The organism is Pseudonocardia sp. CA-142604 (assembly GCF_050948475.1).
Taxonomy (GTDB): domain Bacteria; phylum Actinomycetota; class Actinomycetes; order Mycobacteriales; family Pseudonocardiaceae; genus Pseudonocardia; species Pseudonocardia alaniniphila.
In genome coordinates this window covers 9,627,565-9,651,308 of record NZ_CP192045.1, presented here as the reverse complement: position 1 = coordinate 9,651,308, position 23,744 = coordinate 9,627,565, and the positions used below count along the sequence as shown (strand labels likewise).

The following is a 23,744-nucleotide window of genomic DNA, read 5'->3' as shown; positions in this document are numbered from 1 at the left end:
TGATCATCATATGCGCTGGGGCGTGTCAGCATGGCCGAACGTGGGGAGCAAGGCCGGCAATGGATATGGTCGACGATCTGGCCGGGGCGGCATATTCGAACGTCTCCGTGGGGTTTCTCAGGACTGGCTCTGGTGGGTCCGACGATTCGTGGAGCAGTGGCGAGTCGAATGAGAGAGTCGGTGCCCCGTCCTCGGGTCGGGATCGACGAGGCCGTGGGGAGTCGCTGATCGGACGGCGGTGTTTCCGGGTGTCCGGGCCCGGCGCGTCCGTGGGTTGAGTATTTCCCTCGCACTTCTCGTGCGTTTTCCCATCCGTACACTCATGACCTAGGGAGCTCGCCCTCGTGGGAGAATATGTCGAGACACCGCTCGGATCCGTAGTTGAATCCTCAATAACGGAGATCCGGAACGGGGCCGCCAGTGCGACGGCCGGTACCGAGCGGAATCTCGCCGACGTGCTGGCCGGCGTCGTCGGTGTCGAGCGGGTGTCGGCGGACAGCAACTTCTTCGAGGACCTGGGCGCCGATTCCATGGTGATGGCGCAGTTCTGTGCGCGAGTGCGGAAGCAGCCCGAGCTCCCGGACGTCTCCATGAAGGACATCTACGAGCACCCGACGATCCGAGACCTGGTGACGGCGCTCGCAGCGACGGCACCCGCCCCTGTCGAGGAAAAACTCGCCGAGGTGCTGGCCGGCGTCGTCGGTGTCGAGCGGGTGTCGGCGGACAGCAACTTCTTCGAGGACCTGGGCGCCGACTCGATGGTGATGGCCCGATTCTGCGCGAAGGTCAGAAAGCAGGAAGATCTCCCGACCGTATCGATGCAGGATGTTTATGCGAATCCGACGATCCGCAGTCTGGCGATAGCGCTCGCGGTGCCGGCGAGCCCGTCCCCCCTCGAGTCGCTGTCTACGGCGGAGGTGGCGCAGCTGCGCCCGGTCGGCTCGTTCGGGTACGTCATGTGTGGGGTGGTGCAGTTCCTGGTTCTGGTCGGTTACGCCTACCTCGCCGCGTACATTCTCGAACGAGGATACAAGTGGATCTCCACCGCCCCGGGCCTGCTGGACATCTATTTACGTGCGACTCTCCTGGGTGTTATCGGTTTCCTGATCCTGTCCATCCTCCCGATCGTGGCGAAGTGGGTGCTCATCGGCCGCTGGAAGCCTCAGCGGATACGTGTGTGGAGTCCGGCATATGTGCGCTTCTGGATCGTCAAGACGTTGGTGCGGGCGAATCCATTGCTGCTCGTCGCCGGCGGTCGGACACGCACGAGCGCCAGTTCGCCGCTCTACGTGCTCTACCTGAAGGCCCTCGGAGCGCATGTCGGACGCGGCGTCGTGATCTTCTCCCGGAACCTTCCGGTGTGCACCGATCTGCTCACCATCGGTGACGGAACCGTCATCCGCAAGGACTCGTTCTTCAACTGCTACCGAGCCGAGTCCGGGGTGATCCGGACGGGCGCCGTCACCCTCGGAAAGGACGTTTTCGTCGGCGAGTCGACGGTGATCGACATCGAGTCCTCGATGGGCGACGGCACCCAGCTCGGCCATGCCTCCTCGCTGCATACAGGGCAGGCCGTGCCCGACGGCGAGCACTGGCACGGGTCGCCCGCGCAGCGCACCGAGGTGGACTACCGGACGGTCGAGCCGGTCGGCTGCACGTCTCTGCGGAGAGGCGTCTATGCCGGCTTACAGGTGGCGGGCCTGCTGTTCGTCGGCCTGCCGTTGCTGATCGGCGGGGTCGCCATGCTCCTGCTGGAGTTCCCGAGCCTCGCGACACTCCTGGACTCCGGGCCGCTGGCCTTCACGAGCACGGTGTTCTACGTCGACGCAATGATCGGCTCGGCGGTCCTCTTCTTCGGCTCCCTGCTCGTCGGACTCCTCGTCGTGGTCACCCTTCCGCGCCTGCTCAACCTCACCATCAGACCGGGCAAGGTCTACTGCCTGTACGGCGTGCACTACTGGGTCCACTACACGATCGCCCGGCTGACCAATATCAGGCTCTTCACGATTCTCTTCGGGGACAGCTCCTACATCGTCAACTACATGACTCGCGTCGGGCATGACCTGTCCGAGATCGAGCAGACCGGATCGAACTTCGGGCTGGACGTGCGGCACGAAACTCCGTACCTCAGCACGGTCGGCAGCGGGACGATGGTCGCGGACGGGCTGTCGATCATGAACGCCGATTTCTCGAGCACGTCGTTCCGCGTCTCTCGGGCATCGATCGGGGCGCACAACTTCCTCGGGAACAGGATCGCCTATCCGGCGCAGGGCAGGACGGGTGACAACTGCCTCCTCGCCACGAAGGTGATGGTTCCGCTCGACGGGAGGATCCGGGAGGGCGTCGGGCTCCTGGGTTCGCCGAGCTTCGAGATCCCGCGGACCGTGCGGCGTGACGCCGACTTCGGTCTCACGAGCCGGGACGAGCTCCGCCGCCGCCTGGCCGCCAAGAACCGGCACAACCTCGTCACGATCGGCCTGTTTCTCCTGGCGGGCTGGGTGTACTTCCTCGGGGTGGTCCTGTTCGGCATGGCCGCCGTGGACCTCTTTGACGGTTTCGGCGCCTCGGCGATCGCAGCGGCCTCGCTGGTGATCATCGCGTGGACGGTCGTCTACTTCGTGCTGGTCGCGCGGGCCGTCACGTCGTTGGTGACGTTGAGGCCCCAGGGCTGCTCGATCTACGACGTCGCGTTCTGGCGGCATGAGCGCTTCTGGAAACTCTCCGTGCCGGCGCACTTCCCGATCTTCAACGGCACGCCGTTCAAGAGCGTGATCTGGCGTCTGCTGGGCGTGCGGCTCGGGAGGCGCCTGTTCGACGACGGCTGCGACTTCGTGGAGAAGACGCCGGTCACGGTCGGCGATGACGTCACTCTCAACGTCGGGTCGGTCATCCAGTGCCACTCCCAGGAGGACGGCGCCTTCAAGTCCGACTACATCACGATCGGTTCCGGCTGCACACTCGGGGTCGGTGCGTTCGTCCACTACGGCACGACGATGGGAGACGGGTCCGTGCTCGAGCCCGACTCCTTCCTCATGAAGGGCGAAGAGGTCCCGCCCCACGAGCGCTGGGGCGGGAACCCTGCGCGCAAGATCTGAGTGGTCTCACCCGGTCTGCTGCCGTGGCGGCACGATCATCCGGCGGGTGTCCACCAGCACGAGCGCGGCGAGGCCGACGAGCGGGAGCAGCGTGAGCTGCACGAGGCCCGCGCCCTGCCAGCCCATGCCGGCCACGAGGCGCGCGAAGATCAGCCCGGACACGGCGGCGGCCACGTAGTAGGCCAGCATGAACAGGCCTGCCCCACGTCCGACGTGCTCGGGTCGCACGGCTCGCTGGAGCGCGGTGGTGCAGTTGGTGAACAGCACGCCGCTGGCGAAGGTGCCCATGAGGAAGGCGAGTACGTACTGGGCGGCCGCTCCCTCCGCCAGCTGGTACGCGGCGAGTGCGGTGAGCGACGAGCCGACGAACCCCACGGCCAGGAGCAGACGCTGGTCGACGCGATCGGCCAGCCAGCCCACCGGAAGCGCCATCATCGCCCCGAACCCGACCAGCGCCGAGGCGAGGGCGGCCTGCCCCGCTCCGAACTCGAGCTCCTCGCGAAGGAACGTCGGGTACAGCCCCAGGAATCCGTAGAAGACGAGTCCCGACACCGCAGATGCCGCTGCGAGGGCGAGAGCGTTGCGGTTGTAGGGGCTCGCGGGAATGTGGTCGTAGGTGGCGGTGTCGGTGGTGTTGTCCCGGCCGGCCACGGCCTCGCTCATCGACCGGGGCACCGTGACGATCAGGACGACGGCCATTGCCAGGCCCACAGCACCGAAGATGAGGAACGGGCTTCGCCAGCCACCACCAGCGACCGCCAGGCTCTGCCCGATGAGCGGTCCGAGGAACACACCCAGGCCGAAGGCGAGACCGATGAAACCAGCGGCGAAGGCGCGGCGGTGGAAGAAGTAGGCGCCGATGATCGCGTAGATGGCCGTGGCCTGCACGCCCTCGCCGACGCCACTCAGGAGCCGGTAGACGGCCATGTCCGCGAAGCCGGCCGCGAACGGTATGGCGATCGTGCCCAGCGAGTAGACGACCACGCTGATGACGACGATCATCCTGCGGGAGAGCCGGTCGAGCAGATATCCGGCGGGTAGTCCGGTGAGTGCGAGACCCAGGGTGAAGCCGGTGGCCAGCAGCCCGGCCTGGTCGAGCGAGAAGGCGAACTCCTCACGGATCTCCGGCAGCAGCGGGTAGAAGACCTGCCGGTCCATCGCGTTGAGCATGTACGACAGGCAGAGTGCCGTGAACCCGACGGCGATGGCCGCCGCGGACGTCCGCCGGCTCGGTCCAGAAGTGCTCGTCGCGTCCACGCCACCGGTCGGCCGCGCCATTGGAGCTCCTGGTGTCGGTGGATGTCCGCTGCGCGGACACTCGTCCGGCGACGAGTCGATGTAGCGTGACCGAGGCGTGGAGCGGCGTCAATAGGTCATTTCGGGCGGCCTGGCACCTCATCCGGACGGAGGCGGGCCGGGTGCCGCGGCGCGATGCGTCGGGCGCGGCGCCCTGACCGGTCCGGCGACCGAGAAAACGACCCGGTATCAGCGGCCAGTACGAGAACCTGACGAATTCGGTTTCACGGAATTACCGATCCGTGTGATGTTCCCGTGAAGCGCCCGCCGTGCTGTCCAGCCTGGTCGAGTAAAGCGCGGGAAACTATTCCCCGGGGCGCCGCAGAATCGAGCATCCCGCTGATTGGACGGTCCCGGCTTTCGGCGTCCGTGACTTGGCCGACGCGCTAATATCGCGGAGGTGAATAAGCCATCGACGGCTTCGGGTGCCGGTGTCGAGCTGCGGCTGCTTGCCGCACTCGTCGCCGTTGCCGACGAGTCGAGCGTCAGCGCGGCGGCGGTCCGGCTGCATGTGGCGCAGCCGTCATTGAGCCGCCAACTGCGAACCCTCGAGAGGCGTCTCGGTCTGACCTTGTTCGAACGGTCGGGTCGGCGGCTGCAGGTCACCGCCGCCGGCGAGCAGGTGGTCACTGCTGCCCGACGTGCCTTGGCCGCGGCCGACGACGTCGTTCACGCCGCTCATCGCGCAGCGGTCGGACAGGTCGGGCGCCTGCGGATCGCCGTGCTGCCCGGCACGTCACCGATGATTCTGGTGGGCGGACTGGCTGCCTTTCGCCGACGCCACCCGGAGGTGGAGACGACCGTCACGGAGTTGCCCGACGACGAACAGCACCGTGCCCTGCGCGAGGGACGTATCGACGTCGCTTTCAACGGGATAGTCGCGCCGCCGCAGGATCTGGCGCACCGAGTGCTGATGACCGAACCGCTCTGCCTCGTGGTGCCCAGCGGGCACCGGCTGGCCGGAGCGGACAGGGCGACCATCGGGGACCTGGCAGGCGAGCGAGTGGTGTTCTTCGACCGCTCGGTGCAGCCCATCGGGCATCAATGGCTCACCGAGCAGTTGCGGGCGGCCGGTGTGGCCACGGAACTGCAATCGGCGACGCTGATGAACATCTTCGCCACGGTTGCCGCGGGACTTGCCGTCTCGGTGCTGGTTCGCTCGTACAGTTCGCTCCTGCAACCGGCGGGTATCCGCTTCGTGCCCCTGACCGACGTCAGCGCCGACCTCATCATGCTCTGGAGGCCCGGTCCGGAGTCAGCCGTGGTGCGGGAGTTCCGTGAGGAGATGACGCTCGCCAGTCACGACGTGCTCGCGGCCGAACTCTGACGACGAGTGCGCGTGGTCAGTGCGACGCCGTTTCCGGCACATCGTCGTCGCACCGATCCGTGTGCGAGCGGAGCGACCCCGTCGTACGGCACGACGGGTCCTGCTCGTCACGAGTGCCGTCGAATTCGCACCGAAGCCTGGACCCATCTCGATCAGCGCGAGAGCGGCTGTCGCGATCGGCCACGTCGGCTGGGTGGTGCGACCGGCTCGTGGCAGTGGTATCACAATCCCTCGTCGGTGCGCGGTGTGACCGCAATGCTCCCGGTGCGGTGACCAGGAGCACCACCACTACCGCAATCAAAGCAAAGGCAAACATTCGCACGCCTGTTCGGCCCCCCTCGTTTTGCTCAGCCTACTGGGGTGGACTCCGAGGATTCATTGTGGTCCAAACCGGGCGACGGCACACTATCGGTGTCGATCGGGTCGAGTCGGAAATCCCGCCGCGGCGGGTCATGAATTCACCGGTACGGGTCATATGCCCTTCATTGCGGTGCGAACCGCATCGACCAGGAGCGCGGCCCGGAGATCTTGTGCGCCTTCCTTGATGTGGTTCATCACGTAGCCGAAGGCGAGTCCGGTTGCGGTGTCGGCGAAGCCGAGTGAACCGCCGAGACCGGGAAATCCGAAAGCGCTCGGGCTGTACCAGAACGTGTCGGGCGTGGGGAGGCCGAGACCGGTGCCGATTCGGACGGGTATGCGCAGGATCCGGTCGATGCCGCTCGCCCGCTGCGCGGTTGCCCCAGCCAGCGCGTCGGGTTCGAGGATGCGGTGCCCGTCGACCTCGCCGATGAGTGCGGCGTAGAAGCGAGCAAGTGCGCGGGCCGTGCAGATGCCGTTGGTCGAGGGCATCTCGGCACGCTGTTCGTCGGGGTTGTTGTGATCGAGCGCGGGTGTTACGGCTCTGAGCGAACGGACGGTCAGCGACGTCGGATCGGCGTAGGCCGCCATCACGTCCCGCACGGACTCGGGAAGGGCGTCCAGATCGATCCGGGACAGCGCATCGAAGTCGGGCACGGCCGCGATGATCCGGCTCACCCGGTGCTGCTCGGACTTCGGCAGCCCGATCCAGAAGTCGAGCCCGAGAGGCGAGGCGATCTCCTCGGCGAGGAAGGTGCCCAGGCTGCGGCCCGACACCCGCCGGACGACCTCGCCGACGAGCCATCCGAAGGTGAGCCCGTGGTAGCCGTGCTCGGTGCCCGGCTCCCAGAACGGACGCTGGGCCGCCAGCGCCGTCACCATCGGCTCCCAGGCGATCGCCTCGGCGGGCGTGATCGGGTGGTCGATCGCGGGCAGCCCGGCCTGGTGGGTGAGCAGCCAGCGCACCGGAATGCGACCCTTTCCGTTCGCTGCGAACTCGGGCCAGTACTCGGCGATCGGTGCGTCGAGGTCCAGTTCTCCGCGCTGGGCCAGCAGAAGCGCGCACGTGGCCGTGACGGCCTTGGTGGTCGAGTAGACGACCTGCAGGGTGTCGCTCTCCCACAGGCGGTCCTGCTCGGGATCGGCGATGCCGCCCCACAGATCGACGACCTTCCGGCCGTGCAGGTACACGGCGACCGCTGCGCCCACCTCGTCGTCTCGCTTCAGGTTTTCCGCGAACGCGTCGCGCACGATCTCGAAACCTGCTGTCGTGCCGCCGCCGATTTCAGGCATGCGTCATCGCCTTCTCCTTGCGTTACGTTTTCGGGCAGGCGCTAGCTGCGCCAATGGTCGACGAGCCAGGCGCAGATCTCGGGCTCGGTCATCTCGGGGAACTCTTCGGTGAGCGCGTCGAGCGCACGCAGCGCCTCGTCCCTCGTGAAATCGCGGGCGGCCGCTTCTCTGAGGTATTCCTGACGTGAGGCGGACGGGCGACCGCCGCCCGCACCACGGCCGGGTAGGCCTTCTCGCCACTGCATTATCTCGTCCAATCGCGGGGGTCGCCAGCCAGGCACCCCGTCAATGTCGACATCGGGCTCGGGGAATGGGTGACTCGAATCGCTCGGATAGCGCGAGCGCCATTTGTGCACCGCGTGCCGGCTCACGCCCAGCGCTTCGGCGATGCCGATGACGCCGAGGTAGTGCTCGGTCATGGTGCACCCAACTTTTCCGGCCGGCCTCCTGTGACGATCTGATGAGTACCACGCTCGGGGCTGGGGACTCGCAGTGGTGGACGAATAAAACGTCGTCTTCGGTCGAGACGAGGTTAACGGAGCAGTGGAACCTCGTCAACGTGAGAGACGATGTTCCGTGGTGCGTGAGCCGTTCGGCGATCACGCTCGGCCCGAGGCGCTCTGTCGGCCAATCTGGTCGCATGAACGACTGGACCGAATGGCACGGCGCCTACGACGACCCGGACAGTCCGCTGTCACAGCGACTTCTCGCCGTGCAGCAGCAGATCCGGCTGGCGCTCGATCGGACCTCGCCCGGGCAGGTGCGCCTGCTGTCGCTCTGCGCCGGGCAGGGCCGCGACGTCCTGCCGGTGCTGGCGACACACCCCCGCGGAGCCGACGTCACCGGCCGCCTGGTCGAGCTCGACCCGGACCTCAGCGCCGTGGCTCGCTCGGTGGCGCCGGCGTCCGTCGAGGTGGTGGAGGGTGACGCAGGCACCACCGCGGCCTGCCGAGGAGCGGCGCCTGCGGACGTGCTGCTGCTGTGCGGGATCTTCGGCAACATCTCCGACGAGGACATCGCGCGAACGATCGCCGCAGTGCCGGCCCTTCTCGTGGAAGGCGGGACGGTCGTGTGGACGCGCAGCACCCGCGCGCCGGACGTGACTCCACGGCTGCGCTCGTGGTTCTCCGACGCCGGGGTGGCCGAGACGGCGTTCGTGGCCGCGCCGCGGCCTGGATGGGCCGTGGGGGCAGGCGTGCTCAGGGCGCCGTCGGTCCCCCTCGAGCGCGACCGCCGCCTGTTCGGCTTCGTCGAGGCGTAGTCGCGCCGCCGGTCAGACCGGCTCTGCCGAGAGCTGCAGATATGCCCGCTCGACGGCCTGCAGCGCGAACTCGCCGAAGTACGGCACGTCCCGCGCGACCTCGACGGCCGGCCTGCCCGTCGCGTATCCGTCTCGCGCGACCTCGGCGAGCCGGGCCAGCTCGTCGCGCTGGCCTTCGACGAACGCCCGGTCGACCACGGCGCCGTGGCCGGGCACCACCGCGCCGCTGATCAAAGCCAACACCGCGTTCATGGTGGCCGGCCAGTCCAGCGGGAACCCGTCGCCGAACTGCGGTGGAGCACCCTCCTCCACCAGGTCACCGGCGAGCAGCAGGTCCGCGTCGGGCACGAGCACGACGAGGTCGTTGTCGGTGTGACCGCGCCCGAGGTGGCGCAGCTCCACCGGGCGACCGCCGACGTCCAGAGTTGCCGTGTCGTCCACCGGCAGGTCGGGCGGGTCGATACGGGTAGCGGTGAGCTGCGCAACCTTCTCCGCATCGCCCGCCTCCCGGTAGCGCTCGACGCGCCGGAGGCGCATCGCCTCACCATCGCGGGTCAGGGCTTCCACGCAGCGGCGGTGTCCCCAGATGCTCGCGGGGCGGAAGGCTCCGTTGCCGAAGCTGTGGTCGAAGTGCATATGGGTGTTGACCACTGCCCAGGGGTGCGGGGTGACGGTGCGGACCGCGTCGGTCAGCTCGCGACCCTGCTCCCAGGTCGCCCGCGTGTCGACCACGAGGCACGCGCCGTCGCCGACCACCAAGCCGACGTTGAGATCCATGTCGTGGTGGCGTCGCACGTACACGCGGTCGCCGACTTCGCGCCACCTCTCGGTCGCGCCGGTCACCTGGCATTCACGGACGCACAGTATCCGGAGCGGATGTTCGGGTCCGTGACCCTTCGCGGGGTCTGTCGGAGCCGATCATCCAGGACGACACTGCGGTCATGGATCGCGTAGTGATGACGTCGGCGGGCAAGGTTCGTGGACGGGCGGCAGACGGCGTGTCGCGTTTCCTCGGTGTTCCGTACGCTGCGGCCCCGCTCGGGCCCCACCGGTTCGCCCCGCCCGCCCCGGCGCCTGCCTGGGACGGCATCCGCGACGCGCTGGAGCACGGCCCGACGGTGCCGGGGCCCGGCTACCCGGCGCCGATGGACCGGATCCTCCCGGCAGTGGCCGTCCCGGGTGAGGAGTGGCTGAACGTCAACGTCTGGGCGCCGGAGAACGCCGAGGGTGCCCCGGTGATGGTGTGGATCCACGGCGGCGCCTTCGTCAACGGTTCGAACTCGCAGCCGACCTACGACGGCACGGCCTTCGCCCGAGACGGCGTGGTGCTGGTGGGTGTGAACTACCGGCTCGGCGCCGAGGGCTTCCTGCTGCTTCCCGGCGGCACGGCCAACGTCGGCCTGCTCGACCAGGTGGCGGCGCTGCGCTGGGTGCAGGACAACATCGCCGCGTTCGGGGGCGACCCCGCCAATGTCACCGTGTTCGGCGAGTCGGCGGGCTCGATGAGCATCGCAGCTCTGCTGGCGATGCCCGCGGCCACGGGTTTGTTCGGGCGGGCCGTCCTGCAGAGCGGCGGGCGCCACCCCGTCCTCTCGGCGGCGACCGCAGTGCGTATCGCGGGCCATGTGGCGGACGAGGTCGGCGTGCCCGTCGAGGAGCTCCGGCAGGTGCCTCCGCAGCGGTTGGTCAAGGCGCAGCAGGAGCTCGCCGTCCAGATGCAGTCGGCGCCCGACCCCGACCGGTGGGGCGAGGCCGCCGTGAACGGGCTGATCTACGCGCCGGTGGTGGACGGCGACGTCCTGCCCGACGTGCCGACAACCCGCATCGCCGACGGCGTCGACCTGCTCGTGGGGTCCACCAGGGACGAGTACCGGCTGTTCATCGTGCCGTCCGGCCTGATGGACGGTGCCACGGAGGTGACGCTGCAGGCCGTCGCGGCGAAGTACGGGTTGCCGGTCGGCGCGCTCGACGCGTATCGGGCGGTCCGGCCGGGCACGTCGCCCGGTGTGCTTCTCGCCGACGTCGTGACGGACTGGTTGTTCCGCATCCCGATGCTGCGGATCGCCGAGGCGCACGCGCGCACGTACGTCTACGAGTTCGACTGGGCATCGGCGGCGTTCGACGGCAAGCTCGGTGCCTGTCACGCGCTCGAGCTGGGCTTCGTCTTCGACAACCTGAGCAGGACAACCGGTCTCACGGGCCAGGACGCGCCGCAGGAGCTGGCCGACGCGATGCACCGGACGTGGGTGTCGTTCGCGACGAGCGGTGATCCGGGGTGGGAGCCCTACGGGCAGGAGCGCTGTGTGCGGCGTTTCGGCACGACGGTCGAGACGGTGCACGACCCCCGTGGCGGCACCCGCGCTGTGTGGGAGGGAATCCGCTGATCCAGTGACCCGCGTCGATCGCCGGTCACGGCTGTCCCCGGGTGGTCACCGATGAGTTCCGGGTAGGCCGCTGGTCCGCCTCATGTGGGCCCGACCAGCGGGCCGCTCACCACGCGGGGGCAGACATGACCAAGGTGACCGCCGGGATCACGATGTCGGTCGACGGCTACATCGCCGGACCGGACGACGGCCCGGGCAAGGGGCTCGGCGTGGGCGGTGAGCGCTTGCACTACTGGGTGTTCGGCGGACCGTGGACCTATGACGCCCCTCCCGAAGGAGGGGCCACCGGGGAGGACCAGGCCTGGTTGGAGTCGGTCATGGCCGGCCTCGGAGCGGTCGTCACGGGCCGGTGGACGTACGAGGCGGCAGATCGTTGGGGCGGCACCAACCCGGCGGGGGTGCCGTGCTTCGTCGTGACGCATCGGCCGGACGAGCAGCCGGACGGAGCGGGCTTCACGTTCGTCGACGGCGTGGAGAAGGCCGTGGCATCGGCGAAGGAAGCCGCGGGGGCCGGGCACGTCAACGTCATGGGCGGCGCCGATGTCATCCGGCAGGCTCTCGACGCCGGGCTGGTCGACGAGCTGACGATCATCGTGGCGCCGGTGGTGTTCGGCGCAGGCAAGCGGCTGTTCGACGGGTTCACCCGCCCGGTCCAGCTGCAGCACCTCGGCGTGCGGCAGTCGGCGCACGCGACGTTCATCGACTATCGGGTGCTTCCGGCCTGAGTCGACTCGCTCCAGTAGGCGGGATTGCGGCCGTAGTCGGGTGTGGTGAAGGCCCGTTCCCACGTCGCACCCGGGGCGATGAGATCCTTCCACGGCGCGACCTCGATGTAGAGGACGCGCATGGCGTTGAGGGCCGCGACGTGGAGGTCGGGACCGTCGGTGGAGACCGCATCGTCGGGGACGGCGACCTCGAAGTTGCGGCTGAGTGCCGCGCGGGCCGTCTCCTCGACGCAGACGTTGGTCTGCAGGCCTGCCACGATCAGGCGGGTCACGGCGAGGTTGCGCAGTAGTGGTTCGAGCTCGGTGTAGTCGAAGAGGCTGGGACGGCTCTTGTCCAGCACCATGTCGTCGGCCCGCGGTGCCACGGCGTCCATGATCTGCCGGCTCCAGACCTGTTGGGCCTGCGAGAGCTCGGGCATGCGGTCGGCGCGATGCCGGAGCAGGCGGGTGAAGCGCGGGTTGTTCCCGAGGGGACCTGCCGCACTGCCGACCCCGCGGGAGTAGATGATCGGAAGCCCCTGCTCGCGGGCGGCGGCCAGCAGAGCGGCGCAGGCGGCGACCGTCTCCTCCAGCCGCCAGATCGGTGGCCAGCCCAACGCGTCACGCATGCCGTCCTCGGCGATGTACGCGTTCTGCATGTCGATCATCAGTACGGCGGTCTGATCCATCGGACGTCCTTCCCGCGGCGGACCGGGGGGCCGGCAACCCTTCACGTCCATGGTGCAGGGCGGGGCCGCCGCGCCGCATGATTCACGTGAAACATTGCGTCCGCGTCAGCCGGGGCGCCGCTGCGCCACGACGACCAGCGCGTCCAGCTGGTCGAGCTGCTCGACGCCGGCGGCCTCGGCGAGCAGACCGGCCGCCACCACCTCGCCGAGCTCGGACCGCAGGTCAGCGGCGTGCTCGTTCCACAGCGTGTAGAGCCGCCGGAAGTGCTCGTGATGGAAGGCGTTGATCATCCGCGTCTCCACGGTGAAGCCCGCATCCTCGAGATGGCGCTCCCACGTGCCCGCGGACCCTGGCGCCTGCGCCCTGCTCTGTGCGGCCGTGAAGACGAGACGCCCGCCCACCCGCAGGATGCGGTGTATCTCGCGCAGCGCGGCGTCGAGGTCCGGGGCGAAGGGCAGCGCGTCGACGCTCACCACAGCGTCGGCCGTGGCGGGCTCCAGCCCGGTGGAGCCGAACTCGGCCACATGGAACGAGGCCTGGTCGTCGGCGAGGAACTGCGGTGCCCGTGACCGCGCCAGCTCGATCGCGACCGGGCTGATGTCGATGCCGACCAGACGGGCGGACAGCGCCCTGGCCAGCCACAGGCCCGGGCCGCCGCGGCCACATCCGAGATCCACCACCGTGCCGCCCGGTCCCAGCCGGAGACCGGCGACGAACTGTCCGAGCAGCCACCAACAGCACGAGCTGAAGGGGTCGACCTCCTCCGGGTACTGCTCGCCCATTGCCTCGGCCCAGAGTCTCCGCACGAGGCGGCTGTCGTGCAGCGCCCGGAACGCCTGGTCGTAGCCGTCCGTCTCCGTGATTGGTGTCGCAAATGTCTCATTCATCACCAAGAGACTCTCACGCCGCGGATCAACGTCCAGTGTCCTCGGCGCTAGGCGAGAAGGCCGCTGAGTACCCGCCGGAGGATCTCGGGGAACGGATCCTCGGTGGGCGGTGAGGGGAACTCCAGGGCCGCGAGGTGAGGATGCTTTCCCTCCGCGGCCACGTGGGCGACGTATCGGCGCGCGCCGGCGGAGCGGTCGGTCGGTGAGAGTTCGTTCTGGGCCACCGACGCGACCACGGCGTTGAGCATCGCGAAGGCGATGAGCTTGTCGCCGTCGCTGACCGGGTGATCGGCGAGCACGGCGAGGACGTGCTCGATCACCTCGATCGCGTTGGGGCCGACGACCGGGTGGCTGATGGCCAGGTCTGCCATCCAGGGATGCCGGCGGTAGATCTCCCGTGCCTGCAGTCCGACCTCGACGAGATCACCGAGCCAGTCGCCGGTCGGTGTGCCGAGCTCGTACTCCCCGGAGACGTGGTCGGCCATGAGATCGATCAGGTCGTCCCGGGTGTCGACGTAGCGGTAGAGCGAACCCGCGCCGGTACCGATCTCGGCCGCGACCTGGCGCATGGACACCGCGTCGAGGCCGGAGCGGTCGGCGAGCCGGACGGCTGCTTCGGTGATCTCGGCCCTGCTGCGCTGCGCCGGACGTCCCACGCCGGACTTCTCGGGGCGCAGCCAGATCACCTCGGACTCCATCGCACCTCCTCTGTCGATTGTTTGCGAACACCGTACTCGATCGGATACGTTTGCGAACGACGTTAGCGAACGGCGATCGCAAAGAGGGAGAGAACATCATGACCACTCCGGCCACCCACCTTCCCGGTGACCTGGCACCCGACCTCACCGACGACACCGTCGTGTTCGACTGGCTGACCACGATGCGCGAGGAGCACCCCGTCTGGGCCGATCGGTACGGCGTGTTCCACGTCTTCCGGCACGACGACGTGCTGGCAGCTCTGCGGGACACGGCGACCTTCTCCTCCGAGATGACCCGCGCCGTCGAGGGGGCGGCTCCCACGCCGGGGATGCTGACCCAGATCGATCCTCCCGAGCACCACGCACTCCGGAAGGTCATGAGCTCGGCGTTCACCCCGCGCTCGGTCGCCGCGCTCGAACCGCGCATCCAGGAGATCACCCGCGGCCTCCTCGACAGGGCCGGCGAGCGGTTCGACCTGGTCGACGCCCTTGCCTTTCCGCTGCCCGTCACCGTCATCGCCGAGCTGCTCGGCCTGCCGCCTGGCGATCACGCCAGGTTCCGGGAGTGGACCGACCAGCTCTTCGACGTGCAGGTAGGCGACCCCTCCGACCCGGAGGCTGCCGCTCGCCTCAGCGAGGTGGTCGCGCCGATGGTCGCCTACTTCCGCGACCAGGTCCGGCATCGCCTCGTCGACCCCGGCGACGATCTGATCTCACGCCTCGTCACCGCCGAGGTCGACGGCCGCACGCTCGACGAGACCGAGGCATCGAACTTCGCATTCAGCCTGTTGCTGGCCGGGCACATCACCACCACGACCCTGCTCGGCAGCATCGTCCGGACCTTCAGCGAGCACCCGCACCTGTGGGACGACCTGCGCGCCGCTCCCGAGCGTGTGCCCGACGCGATCGAGGAGGTGCTGCGGCTGCGCCCGCCGTTCGCCCAGCTGCCGCGGATCACCACCGTCGACACCCGGCTCGCAGGTCGCACCATCCCGGCCGGTGCCATGGTCACCCTCTGGGTCCTCTCCGCCAACCACGACCCCCGCGCCCACGACGATCCCGAACGCTTCGATCTCGACCGCGGCATCCGGGGACCGAGCCAACTCTCCTTCGGCCACGGGGTCCACTTCTGCATCGGCGCGCCGCTGGCCCGGCTCGAAGCCCGGGTCGCCGTCCACGGGCTGCTAGCCCGCTTCCGGCGGCTGGTCGTCGAGCTGGACCCCGGCCGACCGCACGGAGGCCTGCAGCCGTTCGGGCAGATCGCCTACGGGACCCGTCGTCTCCCGGTGGTCGCGGTGCCGGGTTTCGGCAGCGAAAGTCGCTGAAACCGAAGTGAAACCGCCGTGAATGCGGCGGGCCGCACGCTCTTCGCGGTCGTGGCAGCCAGCGCCACAGGACACGCGAGGACACAATGACAACCACATCGTTCCCGGCCGCGATCGCGGCGACGGGGCTACGCAAATCGTTCGGCGACAAGCTCGTGCTCGACGGCATCGACGTGCACGTTCCGGCGGGGACGATCTTCTCGCTGCTCGGCCCGAACGGTGCGGGGAAGACCACCACCGTCCAGATCCTCTCGACGCTCGTCACCGCCGACGCCGGGGAGATCCGCATCGCCGGTCACGATCTCGCCCGTGATCCCGACGCCGTGCGCGCCGCGATCGGCGTGACCGGGCAGTTCTCCGCGGTGGACAACCTCCTCACCGGCGAGGAGAACCTCCTCCTGATGGCCGACCTGCATCATCTGGAGCGGCGGGAGGGCAGGCGACGCAGCCGGGAGCTGCTGGAGCGGTTCGACCTGGTGGAGGCGGCCGCGCAGGCGCCCGCCACCTACTCCGGAGGCATGCGGCGCAAGCTCGACCTGGCGATGACCCTGGTCGGCGACCCGCGCGTGATCTTCCTCGACGAGCCGACCACCGGCCTCGACCCGCGTACCCGCCGCACGATGTGGGAGATCATCCGCGAGCTCGTCGCCGGTGGCGTCACGATCTTCCTGACGACCCAGTACCTCGACGAGGCCGACGAACTCGCCGACCGGATCGCGCTCCTCGACAACGGACGGCTGGTGGCCGAGGGCACCCCGGCCGAGCTCAAGCGGATGGTGCCCGGCGGACACGTCAGCCTGCGGTTCACCGACCCCGGGCGGCTCGCAGCGGCCGCCCTGGCGTTCCCCGGCTCCACGCGCGACGACGACACCTTCACCCTGCAGGTCGCGAGCGACGGCGGCGTCCGCTCGCTGCGTGCCCTGCTCGACCACCTCGACGGGGCAGGCATCGAGGCGGACGAGCTGACCGTGCACACCCCCGATCTCGACGACGTCTTCCTGTCCCTCACCGGCCGTCCGGCCGAGCAGCAGAAGGAGCTGGCCCGATGACCACCATGTCCTACGCAGTCCGTGACTCACGGACGATGCTGCGGCGCAACGTCCGGCGCATGGTCCGCTACCCGTCGCTGACGCTGATGCTCGTCGGGATGCCCGTCGTCTTCCTGCTGCTGTTCGTCTACGTCTTCGGCGGGACGCTCGGTGCCGGGCTCGGGGGCCCGATGGGAGGCCGGGCCGACTACATCGCCTACGTCGTGCCGGGGATCATCGTGATGACCGTGGCCGCGGCGGCCCAGGGCACCGCGATCTCGGTGGCCATGGACATGACCGAGGGCATCATCGCCCGGTTCCGCACGATGGCGATCTCGAAGGCGTCGGTCCTGACCGGTCACGTGGTCGGCAGCATGATCCAGACGCTGTTCGCCATGGTGGTGGTGATCGCGATCGCGCTCCTCGTGGGGTTCCGCCCGACCGCAGACCTGCTCGAATGGCTCGGGGTGGCCGGTCTGCTCGTGCTGTTCACGCTCGCGCTCACCTGGCTCTCGGTCACGCTGGGCCTGGCCGCGAAGAGCGTCGAGACGGCGAGCAACACCCCCATGTTCCTGGTGCTCCTGCCCTTCCTGGGCAGCGGTTTCGTCCCGACCGACTCGATGCCGGTGGTCTTGCGCTGGTTCGCCGAGTACCAGCCGTTCACCCCGGTCATCGAGACCCTGCGCGGCCTGCTGATGGGAACCGCGATCGGCAACAGCGCAGTGCTGGCGCTCGGCTGGTGCGTCGTGATCGGCCTGTTCAGCTACTTGCGGGCACGGCGGCTCTTCAACCGTGAACGGGCCCGGTAGGGCGAGGTCAGGACACCATCTCCGGTGCGACGGTCCACAGCCGCTCGGCGTCGGACTGATCCAGGGCGCAGGGAGCGACCCGCCACCCGGCGTGGCGGGTCGCTCCTCGAACACCGGAGCCTCGCTGGCCCGAACCCTCCGCGACGGTGAGTCCCTCAGGGCACTAGTACCAGCAGGAACAGGACGCGGCGCTCAATGGCTTCTAGCCTGGCAGTGTGGTGATGAGCAGCAAACTCGGCGACTACCTGCGGGTACGCCGCGAACGGCTGCGCCCCGACGAGGTCGGTCTGCCCGCGGGGGCCCGCCGGCGGGTGCCCGGACTGCGACGGGAAGAGGTGGCGCTGCTCGCCGGGATCAGCGCCGAGTACTACCTGCGCCTCGAGCAGGGCCGGGACCGCCATCCGTCCGAGCAGGTGCTCGACGGTCTCGCCCGCGCCCTGCAGCTCGATGCCGACGCGGAGATCTACCTGCACGAGCTCGCCAGCACCGGGCGGACGCCCCGACGCAGACCTCCTCGGCCGGAGCGGGTCAGCCCGAGCCTCCAGAGCCTGATCGACAACTGGACCACCACCCCGGCGCTCGTCCAGGGTCGCCTCATGACGGTGCTGGCCGCGAACGCGATGGCCGTGGCGCTCTCGCCGTTCTTCGCGCCGGGCGTCAACCCGCTGCGCGCGGCGTTCCTCGAACCGGAGATGCGCGAGTTCTACCGTGACTGGGACGAGATGACCGCGAAGACCGTCGCGTACCTGCGGTCGATCGTCGGGGCCGGTGTCGACGACCCGAGACTCGCCGAGCTGATCGGCGAACTCAGCCTGAGCAGCGAACGGTTCCGGATGCTGTGGGCCCGCCAGGACGTCCGCCTCAGGACGAGCGGGATCACCGGATTCCTGCATCCTCAGGTCGGCCCGCTCGATCTCCACTACGAGAAGCTCGCGCTGCCGGGCGCGCCCGACCAGATGCTGATCACGTACCACGCGGAGCTGGGGTCACCGTCCTACGAACGGCTCCAACTGCTCGCCCACCTGATGAAGCCGCCGTCGGCTCGCACCCGCGTTGCGACCGCAGCGCCGGTGGCCGACGAGCCGTAGCGGGATCAGGGCCGTTGCGCCAGCGCACGAAGGGCGGCGGCCGGCAGTTCGTCGCGATCCAGCCGTGCGTACGCCGCCGTCGCGTCGGCGTACCCCGCCGCGTCGGCCTGCTCGGCAGCGGCGCGGGCCCGGGCGGAGGACATCGTCGGCTGGAAGGTGCGGACGAAGTGGCACCGTTCCGCGAGCGCGACCAACCGCACCCCGGACGCCCTGGCGTCGCGGTCGGCGCTGCGCCTGCCGCGGTCGATGTCCACCATGCCCAGTGCGAGCAGCAGCGCTCCGTGGAGTGCACGTTCCACGTAGTACGTCGGCTGGGGATCGGCGCGATGGGTGAGCAACGTCGTGAGCGTTCGCGGCAGCTCGGCGGTGATCTCCTCGACGAGATCGAGCCTGCCGTGCTGGGCGTGGGCGACGACGACGGTGGCAAGGATCTCGACCAGCCACGGTCCCAAGCCGGTCGGCTCGCCCCCGGCGTCCCGCAGGCGTTCGACCGTGTAGCGCCAGAGCTCCAGACCGGCGTCGATCTCGCCGCGCATGAGCAGAATCTCCGCGTGCGTTGCGAGGTCCTCGCGGAAGGGCGGGACCGCCTCCTCCGTCACGTCGGAGCTCGCCTCCTTCCACGAACGCTCTGCCTGGTCGACGTCGCCGAGCTGCAGGTCCGCGATCACCCGGGACCACCGGATGCCGTTCTCGAACAGTCCCAGCTCCCCCAGGAGCTTGGCCTCCTCCAGGTGGTACCGGACCTCGGCCGCACGCTCCTCCTGCATGAGCAGCTCGCAGAGCCGGGCGTGAGCCATTGCCCTGAGCCACGGGCGTGCCGGACCGTCGAACGCGGCGACCATCCCTTCGGCGGCTGCGATGGCACCGGGCCGATCGCCCGCGTGGTCACGGACATAGCTGGCGACACCGTTGGCAGCCCCGGCGAGACACGGCTCGGGATCTGCGCAGAGCGCATCGAGCACCGTGTGGTCCGCCAGCTGCCGGGCCTGCAGCAGCAACGCCGCGATGGCACGCGCGGGCGTGTCCGGCCGGGCGGGCGGAAGCCGGCGCAGGACGACCAGCGGGCGTCCCGCGCGAGGTCCGTCCATCATGAACGTGCCTGCGGCGGAGATCGCCGCGGCCGTCCGCGTGACCTCGACGAGTTCGGGCGCCGGATGGAAGTGCGACAGGATCCGGCTGGTCTCCTCGGTCAGCGCAGTGAGCCGGGCGTGGTTGGACTCGACGAGCCACAGCACGGCCAGCACGGCCGCGGTGGCGGCGACGGTGGCGCCGTCGTCGCGGACCAGCCCGAGCCGCATTGCCTGCAGCAGGTTGTCCTGCTCCACGCGGATCCGGGCCGCTGCGCCGATGGGGTCGGCTCCGAGCGGCGATTCGTGCTGGGCGACGCCGAAGTCGCGGGCCCAGGCAAGAAACCTGGCGACGGCGTGAGCGTCCTCATCGGCCTCGTCACGGCGGGCCGCGCTGAACTCGCGCACCGTCTCGAGCATCCGGAAACGCGTGCCCATGGCCGTGTCCACGACCTTGAGCAGAGACTGATCCACCAGGTCTTCCAGGATGGTCAGGGCGTCGCCGTCGTCCAGGAGATGCTGCGCGGCCGTGGCGTCGAATCCGTCGGGGAAGGTCGACAGGGTCCGCATCGCGGCCTGAGCTGCGGGATCGAGAAGGTTCCAGCTCCAGCCGACCACGGCGTGCAGGGTGCGGTGCCGTTGCGGTGCGTCCCGGGGGCCGCCGCGCAGCAGCGCGAAGCGGTCCTCGAGCCGCCTGGCGATCTCCGCGACCGACAGCACCCGCACCCGGGCAGCGGCCAGCTCCACGGCGAGCGGCAGCCCGTCGAGGTGCCGGCACAGCTCCGTCACGGCCGCGGCGGGCAGGTCGACACCGGGCCGTGCGGCCCGTGCGCGGCGACGGAACAGCTCGACCGTCGTCGGCAGGTCCAGCTCCGGCAGCGCGTACACCGATTCCGACGAGAGGCCGAGCGGGGCGCGGCTCGTGGTGAGGACGCACAGCTCGGCGGTCATTGCCACCAACGTCTGGACGAGCTCCGCCGCACCGTCGAGGACGTGCTCGCAGTTGTCGAGAACCAGCAGCGTGGGGCCGGTTCCGAGAGACGTGAGAAGGCTGGTGAGGAGGTCAGGGTGGAGGGCGCGATAGCCGAGTGAGCCCCGCCGGGTCTCGTCGGCCTCGAGTGCCGATGCGACCTCGGCGGCGACGTCGTCGTCCGCCGTGACGCCGGCGAGCCCGACGAAGTGCACGACTCGCTGCTCCGCCTGCCGGCTCACGACGTGCGCGAGCCTGGTCTTGCCCAGCCCGCCCGGCCCGACGATCGACGTCACCCGGGACGTGCGGAGCAGGGCCGTCACCGCGGCGACGTCGTCGTCGCGGCCGAGCAGGGGGTTGGGCTCGTGCACGACACCCCGGCGGACCTGGGGCGCCGCGCTCCGCAGGAGCTGGTCGTACAGCGCTTGCAGCGGCGCGCCGGGATCGGTGCCGAGCTCGTCGCGCAACCCGCGGCGGTAGGCGTCGTACCTGGTCAGAGCGGCCGAAGGCCCCGCCGTCGCCGCTTCACAGCGCAGCAGTCCGAGCAGCACCTCCTCGTCACGCGGCTGCTCCCGCAGGAGCCCGGTGAGGCCGTCGAGCGCCTCGGCGTGGCGACCCAGCCGGGAGAGCTCCAGTGCACGGGTCCGCGCCAGCGACCGGTGGGCCGGGACGAGCTCGGTGCGCAGGGCCGACACCGGGTCGTCGGGCACGCCGTCGCCGGTGCCGTCCCACAGGCCGAGCCCTGCCTGCGCCTCCGCGAGCGCCTCGGCGTGGTCGCCGTCGCGGGAGTGCTGGGCGGCCGCCGCCGCGTGGAGCCGGACGGCCGACGCGTCGACCTGCGTCTCACCGAGTGAGAGCCGGTAGCCGGTGGGCGTGCTCAGGATGACCTCCGTGCCCAGCTGTGCCCGGGCGCGGGAGACGAGCACCTGGAGCGCCTTGGTCGGGTTCTCGGGCTGCTCCTCCGGCCAGAGTCCGTTCACGAGACGGGCCGTGCTGGAGCCAGTGCGTAGATCGTCGGCGAGCAGCGCGATCAGGGCTCGGATCCGCGGGCTGCTGATCTCTCGACCGCGGAACGACACCCGCGACAGCAGGATCAGCTCCATGGTCACCGGCACAGGTTAGAGGCCGGACCCGGTCATGGCGGCGGGCCGGTGAGCGCCCGTGCGTCGCCGCGCTCGTGGTCGAGATAGGCCAGCAGCGCGGCCGAACCCTGCAGGCGTCTCCTGCTGGTCTGCTCGATCTCCGCGTCGCGGCGGGCGAGTTCGGCCAGCGCGCGGGTGGTGCTGCCGGTGGCCCGCATCGTCTCGACGACGGGGTGGACGATCGCGAACGGGACGTTGCCGCGGCGCAGGACCGCGATGAGATGCGCCGTGCGCTGCTCCGCCGGTTCGAAGATCCGGTAGCCGGTGGCCCTGTCGCGGGTGGGGTGCAGCAGGCCGCGCTGCTCCCACAACCGGAGCACGGGCGGGCGCACCCCGATGGCGCGGGCGAGCTGTCCGATGAGCGCGTTCCGGCGCGATGACGGCGGCGGATCGGCGGCTGCGGCGGCGGCGAACGCCTCGGCGGCGGCCGCGATGCCGGCTCGCTCCCGCGCGAGGTCGGCGTGCCCGGCGTCGACGGCAGCGAGCGCGGCAGCAACGTCACCTTCGTGAACCGCGTTCATGATGACGCGAGCTCGCTCCCAACCGTGGCCCGCCGCGATCTGCCGAGCCGTCACGAGCGCCTCGGCGTGGCGCGCGGTGAAGATCCGGTAGCCGCTCGCCGTGCGTTCGACGGGCGGCAGGAGACCGGTGTCGATGTAGTTGCGCACCTGCTGGGGCGACACTCCCGCCATTCGGGCCAGCTCCACCAGGCGCCACCGGCGCTCCGGCTCTCCCGCTGATCGAGCGCTGATCACGCCGTGAGCATATGGGCTGTCCTCGGAGTTGAGGGTTTCCCCGAGGCCAACGGCGCTGTTCTGTGGCTATTTGTGGCGAAGTCTCAATTAGCAATTCAATGAGAGAATTGAAGCCGTACCGGTTGGACGTTGAAAGGATTCCGAGTGGACGCCGATGCGATGGCCGCCTATGTCATGGACGGCTTCGAGGGTGTGGTCGAGGTCCGGGCCTCCGGAGACTCGTTCTTCATGTACGACCCGAGCGACCAGCCGGACGACCGGCGGTTCCCGTTCGCCACGATCGTCACAGGTGATCGGTACGACCAGGTCTCCGAACTCGACCGGCCGTCGGCGTACCGGCTGAACATCGGGCTGCCGAAGGCCGAGTACGTGGCGCGCTTCGGTGCTCCGCCCTCCCGCCGCGACGGTGCGGGCTCTCTCGAGCAGTCGTTCGACTACACCGCGATGGATCAGGTGATGCCGCATCCCGTCTACGGGGCGCAGTACTGGGTATGTGTGCTGAACCCGGGGGAGCACACGCTCGGCCTGGTGCAGGAACTGCTCACTGTCGCCCACGCTTTCGCGGCGCGTAAGCACGAGAATCGTCACGCCCGCACGGAATGCCGTCCATCCGGCCCGGTTTCAGATCGAGGTGCGCAGGCGTGTGGCATCGTGGCTCGGCGGCGTGCCGAAGTGGCGGCGGTATTCGCGGCTGAACTGCGAGGGGCTGTCGTATCCGACGGTGTAGGCGACGCCGGCGATGTCGTCGGGACGCACGACGAGGAGCAGGCGGGCTTCGTGCAGGCGGATCTGCTTCTGGAACTGGATCGGGCTCATCGAGGTGACCGCATGGAAGCTGCGATGGAAGGCCGACGAGCTCATCTGTGACAGCCGGGCGAGATCGTCGACACGGATCGTCTCGGCGTAGTGGTCCCGAATCCAGCGGACGGCCCGGTTGACGTGGGTGAGGCTGCTGTCCGCGAGTCCGAGCTGGCGGACGGTGGCACCTTGATCTCCGGTGATCAGCAGCCAGAGGATCTCGCGTTCGATCATCGGCGCGAGCATGGGCAGGTCACGGGGTCGATCGAGCAGCCGCAACATACGCACGGCGGCGTCGATGAGCTCGAACGACGCGTTGCTGACCGCGATACCCGGCGGGGCCGCTGCAGCTCGGTGGCCGCGTGGGAACTGGCCCGCGGCAGGGTCCAGGAGCAGCTCGGCGATGACGGACGGGCGCAGCGTGAGCCCGAACCCGAGGGCGGGCTCCGAGGGGCTGGCCTCGGTGAACTGGCCGGTGACCGGAAGGTCGACGGAGGCCACGAGATACTGCCCCGCCCGGTAGTCGAGGACCCGATCGCCGAGCACGAGGCGCTTCGCTCCCTGTGCGATGAGCGCCAGCACGGTGCCGGACGTGGAAGCGGTCGGCGCGGCCGGCTCCTCCGCCACCGACACGAGCACACCGTCGATCGCGGTGGTCTCGGCCTCGCGCGCGTGCCGGGTGATGAGCGCACGCAACTCGTCGAGGGGCATGGCTCGATCCAAGCATCGACCCGTTGCAACGCCCAGCCTGCTTCTGGCGACAAAAGCAG

Annotated in this window: 19 protein-coding genes and 1 pseudogene; 10 read left to right on the top strand and 10 right to left on the bottom strand. The window is 69.5% G+C overall.

Features of this window, described 5'->3' with window-relative positions; all coding sequences use genetic code 11:
* Positions 1-455: 455 nt before the first annotated feature.
* Complete coding sequence (locus ACQPZQ_RS44100; RefSeq protein WP_433290404.1) at positions 456-3,095, top strand: Pls/PosA family non-ribosomal peptide synthetase; 2,640 nt, start codon at positions 456-458, stop codon at positions 3,093-3,095.
* Between the two features lie 6 nt (positions 3,096-3,101).
* Here ACQPZQ_RS44100 and ACQPZQ_RS44095 read toward each other — a convergent pair whose 3' ends face one another.
* On the bottom strand, positions 3,102-4,373 hold the full coding sequence (locus ACQPZQ_RS44095; RefSeq protein ID WP_433290403.1) for an MFS transporter: 1,272 nt from the start codon (positions 4,371-4,373) through the stop codon (positions 3,102-3,104).
* 418 nt (positions 4,374-4,791) lie between these two features.
* On the opposite strand from ACQPZQ_RS44095, the gene ACQPZQ_RS44090 reads away from it, so the two are divergent.
* Entirely contained in the window at positions 4,792-5,718 is a 927-nt protein-coding gene (locus tag ACQPZQ_RS44090; protein ID WP_433290402.1) for a LysR family transcriptional regulator, read from the top strand.
* A 471-nt stretch (positions 5,719-6,189) separates the two neighbouring features.
* Here ACQPZQ_RS44090 and ACQPZQ_RS44085 read toward each other — a convergent pair whose 3' ends face one another.
* On the bottom strand, positions 6,190-7,368 hold the full coding sequence (locus tag ACQPZQ_RS44085) for a serine hydrolase domain-containing protein (protein ID WP_433290401.1): 1,179 nt from the start codon (positions 7,366-7,368) through the stop codon (positions 6,190-6,192).
* Between the two features lie 41 nt (positions 7,369-7,409).
* Positions 7,410-7,787, bottom strand: coding sequence for a hypothetical protein (locus ACQPZQ_RS44080; RefSeq protein ID WP_433290400.1), 378 nt, complete (start codon positions 7,785-7,787; stop codon positions 7,410-7,412).
* A 221-nt stretch (positions 7,788-8,008) separates the two neighbouring features.
* Between ACQPZQ_RS44080 and ACQPZQ_RS44075 the strand changes: the two genes are divergently transcribed.
* Complete coding sequence (locus ACQPZQ_RS44075) at positions 8,009-8,629, top strand: hypothetical protein (RefSeq protein ID WP_433290399.1); 621 nt, start codon at positions 8,009-8,011, stop codon at positions 8,627-8,629.
* A gap of 12 nt (positions 8,630-8,641) precedes the next feature.
* Here ACQPZQ_RS44075 and ACQPZQ_RS44070 read toward each other — a convergent pair whose 3' ends face one another.
* Positions 8,642-9,472, bottom strand: coding sequence for an MBL fold metallo-hydrolase (locus ACQPZQ_RS44070; protein WP_433290398.1), 831 nt, complete (start codon positions 9,470-9,472; stop codon positions 8,642-8,644).
* 98 nt (positions 9,473-9,570) lie between these two features.
* Between ACQPZQ_RS44070 and ACQPZQ_RS44065 the strand changes: the two genes are divergently transcribed.
* On the top strand, positions 9,571-11,013 hold the full coding sequence (locus tag ACQPZQ_RS44065) for a carboxylesterase/lipase family protein (RefSeq protein WP_433290397.1): 1,443 nt from the start codon (positions 9,571-9,573) through the stop codon (positions 11,011-11,013).
* Positions 11,014-11,138: 125 nt separating this feature from the next.
* Entirely contained in the window at positions 11,139-11,738 is a 600-nt protein-coding gene (locus tag ACQPZQ_RS44060; protein ID WP_433290396.1) for a dihydrofolate reductase family protein, read from the top strand.
* Here the strand turns inward: ACQPZQ_RS44060 and ACQPZQ_RS44055 are convergent.
* The 3 genes from ACQPZQ_RS44055 to ACQPZQ_RS44045 all read right to left on the bottom strand — a co-directional run bounded on the left by ACQPZQ_RS44055 (position 11,717) and on the right by ACQPZQ_RS44045 (position 13,992).
* Positions 11,717-12,406 carry a cysteine hydrolase family protein gene (locus ACQPZQ_RS44055; RefSeq protein ID WP_433290395.1) on the bottom strand — a complete coding sequence of 230 codons (690 nt, stop codon included), beginning with the start codon at positions 12,404-12,406 and terminating at the stop codon, positions 11,717-11,719. The genes ACQPZQ_RS44060 and ACQPZQ_RS44055 overlap by 22 nt on opposite strands.
* Before the next feature lie 105 nt (positions 12,407-12,511).
* Positions 12,512-13,294, bottom strand: coding sequence for a class I SAM-dependent methyltransferase (locus tag ACQPZQ_RS44050; protein ID WP_433290394.1), 783 nt, complete (start codon positions 13,292-13,294; stop codon positions 12,512-12,514).
* A gap of 47 nt (positions 13,295-13,341) precedes the next feature.
* Positions 13,342-13,992, bottom strand: a complete 651-nt coding sequence (locus tag ACQPZQ_RS44045; protein WP_433290393.1) for a TetR/AcrR family transcriptional regulator — start codon at positions 13,990-13,992, stop codon at positions 13,342-13,344.
* A 98-nt stretch (positions 13,993-14,090) separates the two neighbouring features.
* Between ACQPZQ_RS44045 and ACQPZQ_RS44040 the strand changes: the two genes are divergently transcribed.
* The 4 genes from ACQPZQ_RS44040 to ACQPZQ_RS44025 all read left to right on the top strand — a co-directional run bounded on the left by ACQPZQ_RS44040 (position 14,091) and on the right by ACQPZQ_RS44025 (position 18,242).
* A complete protein-coding gene (locus ACQPZQ_RS44040) occupies positions 14,091-15,317 on the top strand; it encodes a cytochrome P450 (RefSeq protein WP_433290392.1) in 1,227 nt (408 codons plus the stop codon).
* An 86-nt stretch (positions 15,318-15,403) separates the two neighbouring features.
* Positions 15,404-16,366 carry an ATP-binding cassette domain-containing protein gene (locus ACQPZQ_RS44035; protein ID WP_433290391.1) on the top strand — a complete coding sequence of 321 codons (963 nt, stop codon included), beginning with the start codon at positions 15,404-15,406 and terminating at the stop codon, positions 16,364-16,366.
* Positions 16,363-17,154 (top strand): ABC transporter permease, encoded by a 792-nt coding sequence (locus tag ACQPZQ_RS44030; protein ID WP_433290390.1) that lies wholly within the window; start codon positions 16,363-16,365, stop codon positions 17,152-17,154. Before ACQPZQ_RS44035 ends, ACQPZQ_RS44030 begins: the two co-directional genes overlap by 4 nt.
* Positions 17,155-17,375: 221 nt before the next feature.
* Entirely contained in the window at positions 17,376-18,242 is an 867-nt protein-coding gene (locus ACQPZQ_RS44025; RefSeq protein ID WP_433290389.1) for a helix-turn-helix domain-containing protein, read from the top strand.
* A gap of 5 nt (positions 18,243-18,247) precedes the next feature.
* Here ACQPZQ_RS44025 and ACQPZQ_RS44020 read toward each other — a convergent pair whose 3' ends face one another.
* Together ACQPZQ_RS44020 and ACQPZQ_RS44015 are read right to left on the bottom strand one after the other, a co-directional pair.
* On the bottom strand, positions 18,248-21,382 hold the full coding sequence (locus ACQPZQ_RS44020) for an ATP-binding protein (protein ID WP_433299681.1): 3,135 nt from the start codon (positions 21,380-21,382) through the stop codon (positions 18,248-18,250).
* A 32-nt stretch (positions 21,383-21,414) separates the two neighbouring features.
* Positions 21,415-22,176: a MerR family DNA-binding transcriptional regulator gene (locus ACQPZQ_RS44015; protein WP_433290388.1), complete on the bottom strand. Its 762-nt coding sequence runs from the start codon at positions 22,174-22,176 to the stop codon at positions 21,415-21,417.
* A 159-nt stretch (positions 22,177-22,335) separates the two neighbouring features.
* Here ACQPZQ_RS44015 and ACQPZQ_RS44010 point away from each other — a divergent pair.
* A pseudogene (locus ACQPZQ_RS44010) lies at positions 22,336-22,752 on the top strand (DUF6194 family protein); the annotation flags it as partial.
* Between the two features lie 45 nt (positions 22,753-22,797).
* Here the strand turns inward: ACQPZQ_RS44010 and ACQPZQ_RS44005 are convergent.
* The gene (locus ACQPZQ_RS44005) at positions 22,798-23,685 is read right to left on the bottom strand and encodes an AraC family transcriptional regulator (protein WP_433290387.1); all 888 of its coding nucleotides are present in this window, start codon (positions 23,683-23,685) and stop codon (positions 22,798-22,800) included.
* Positions 23,686-23,744: the final 59 nt, after the last annotated feature.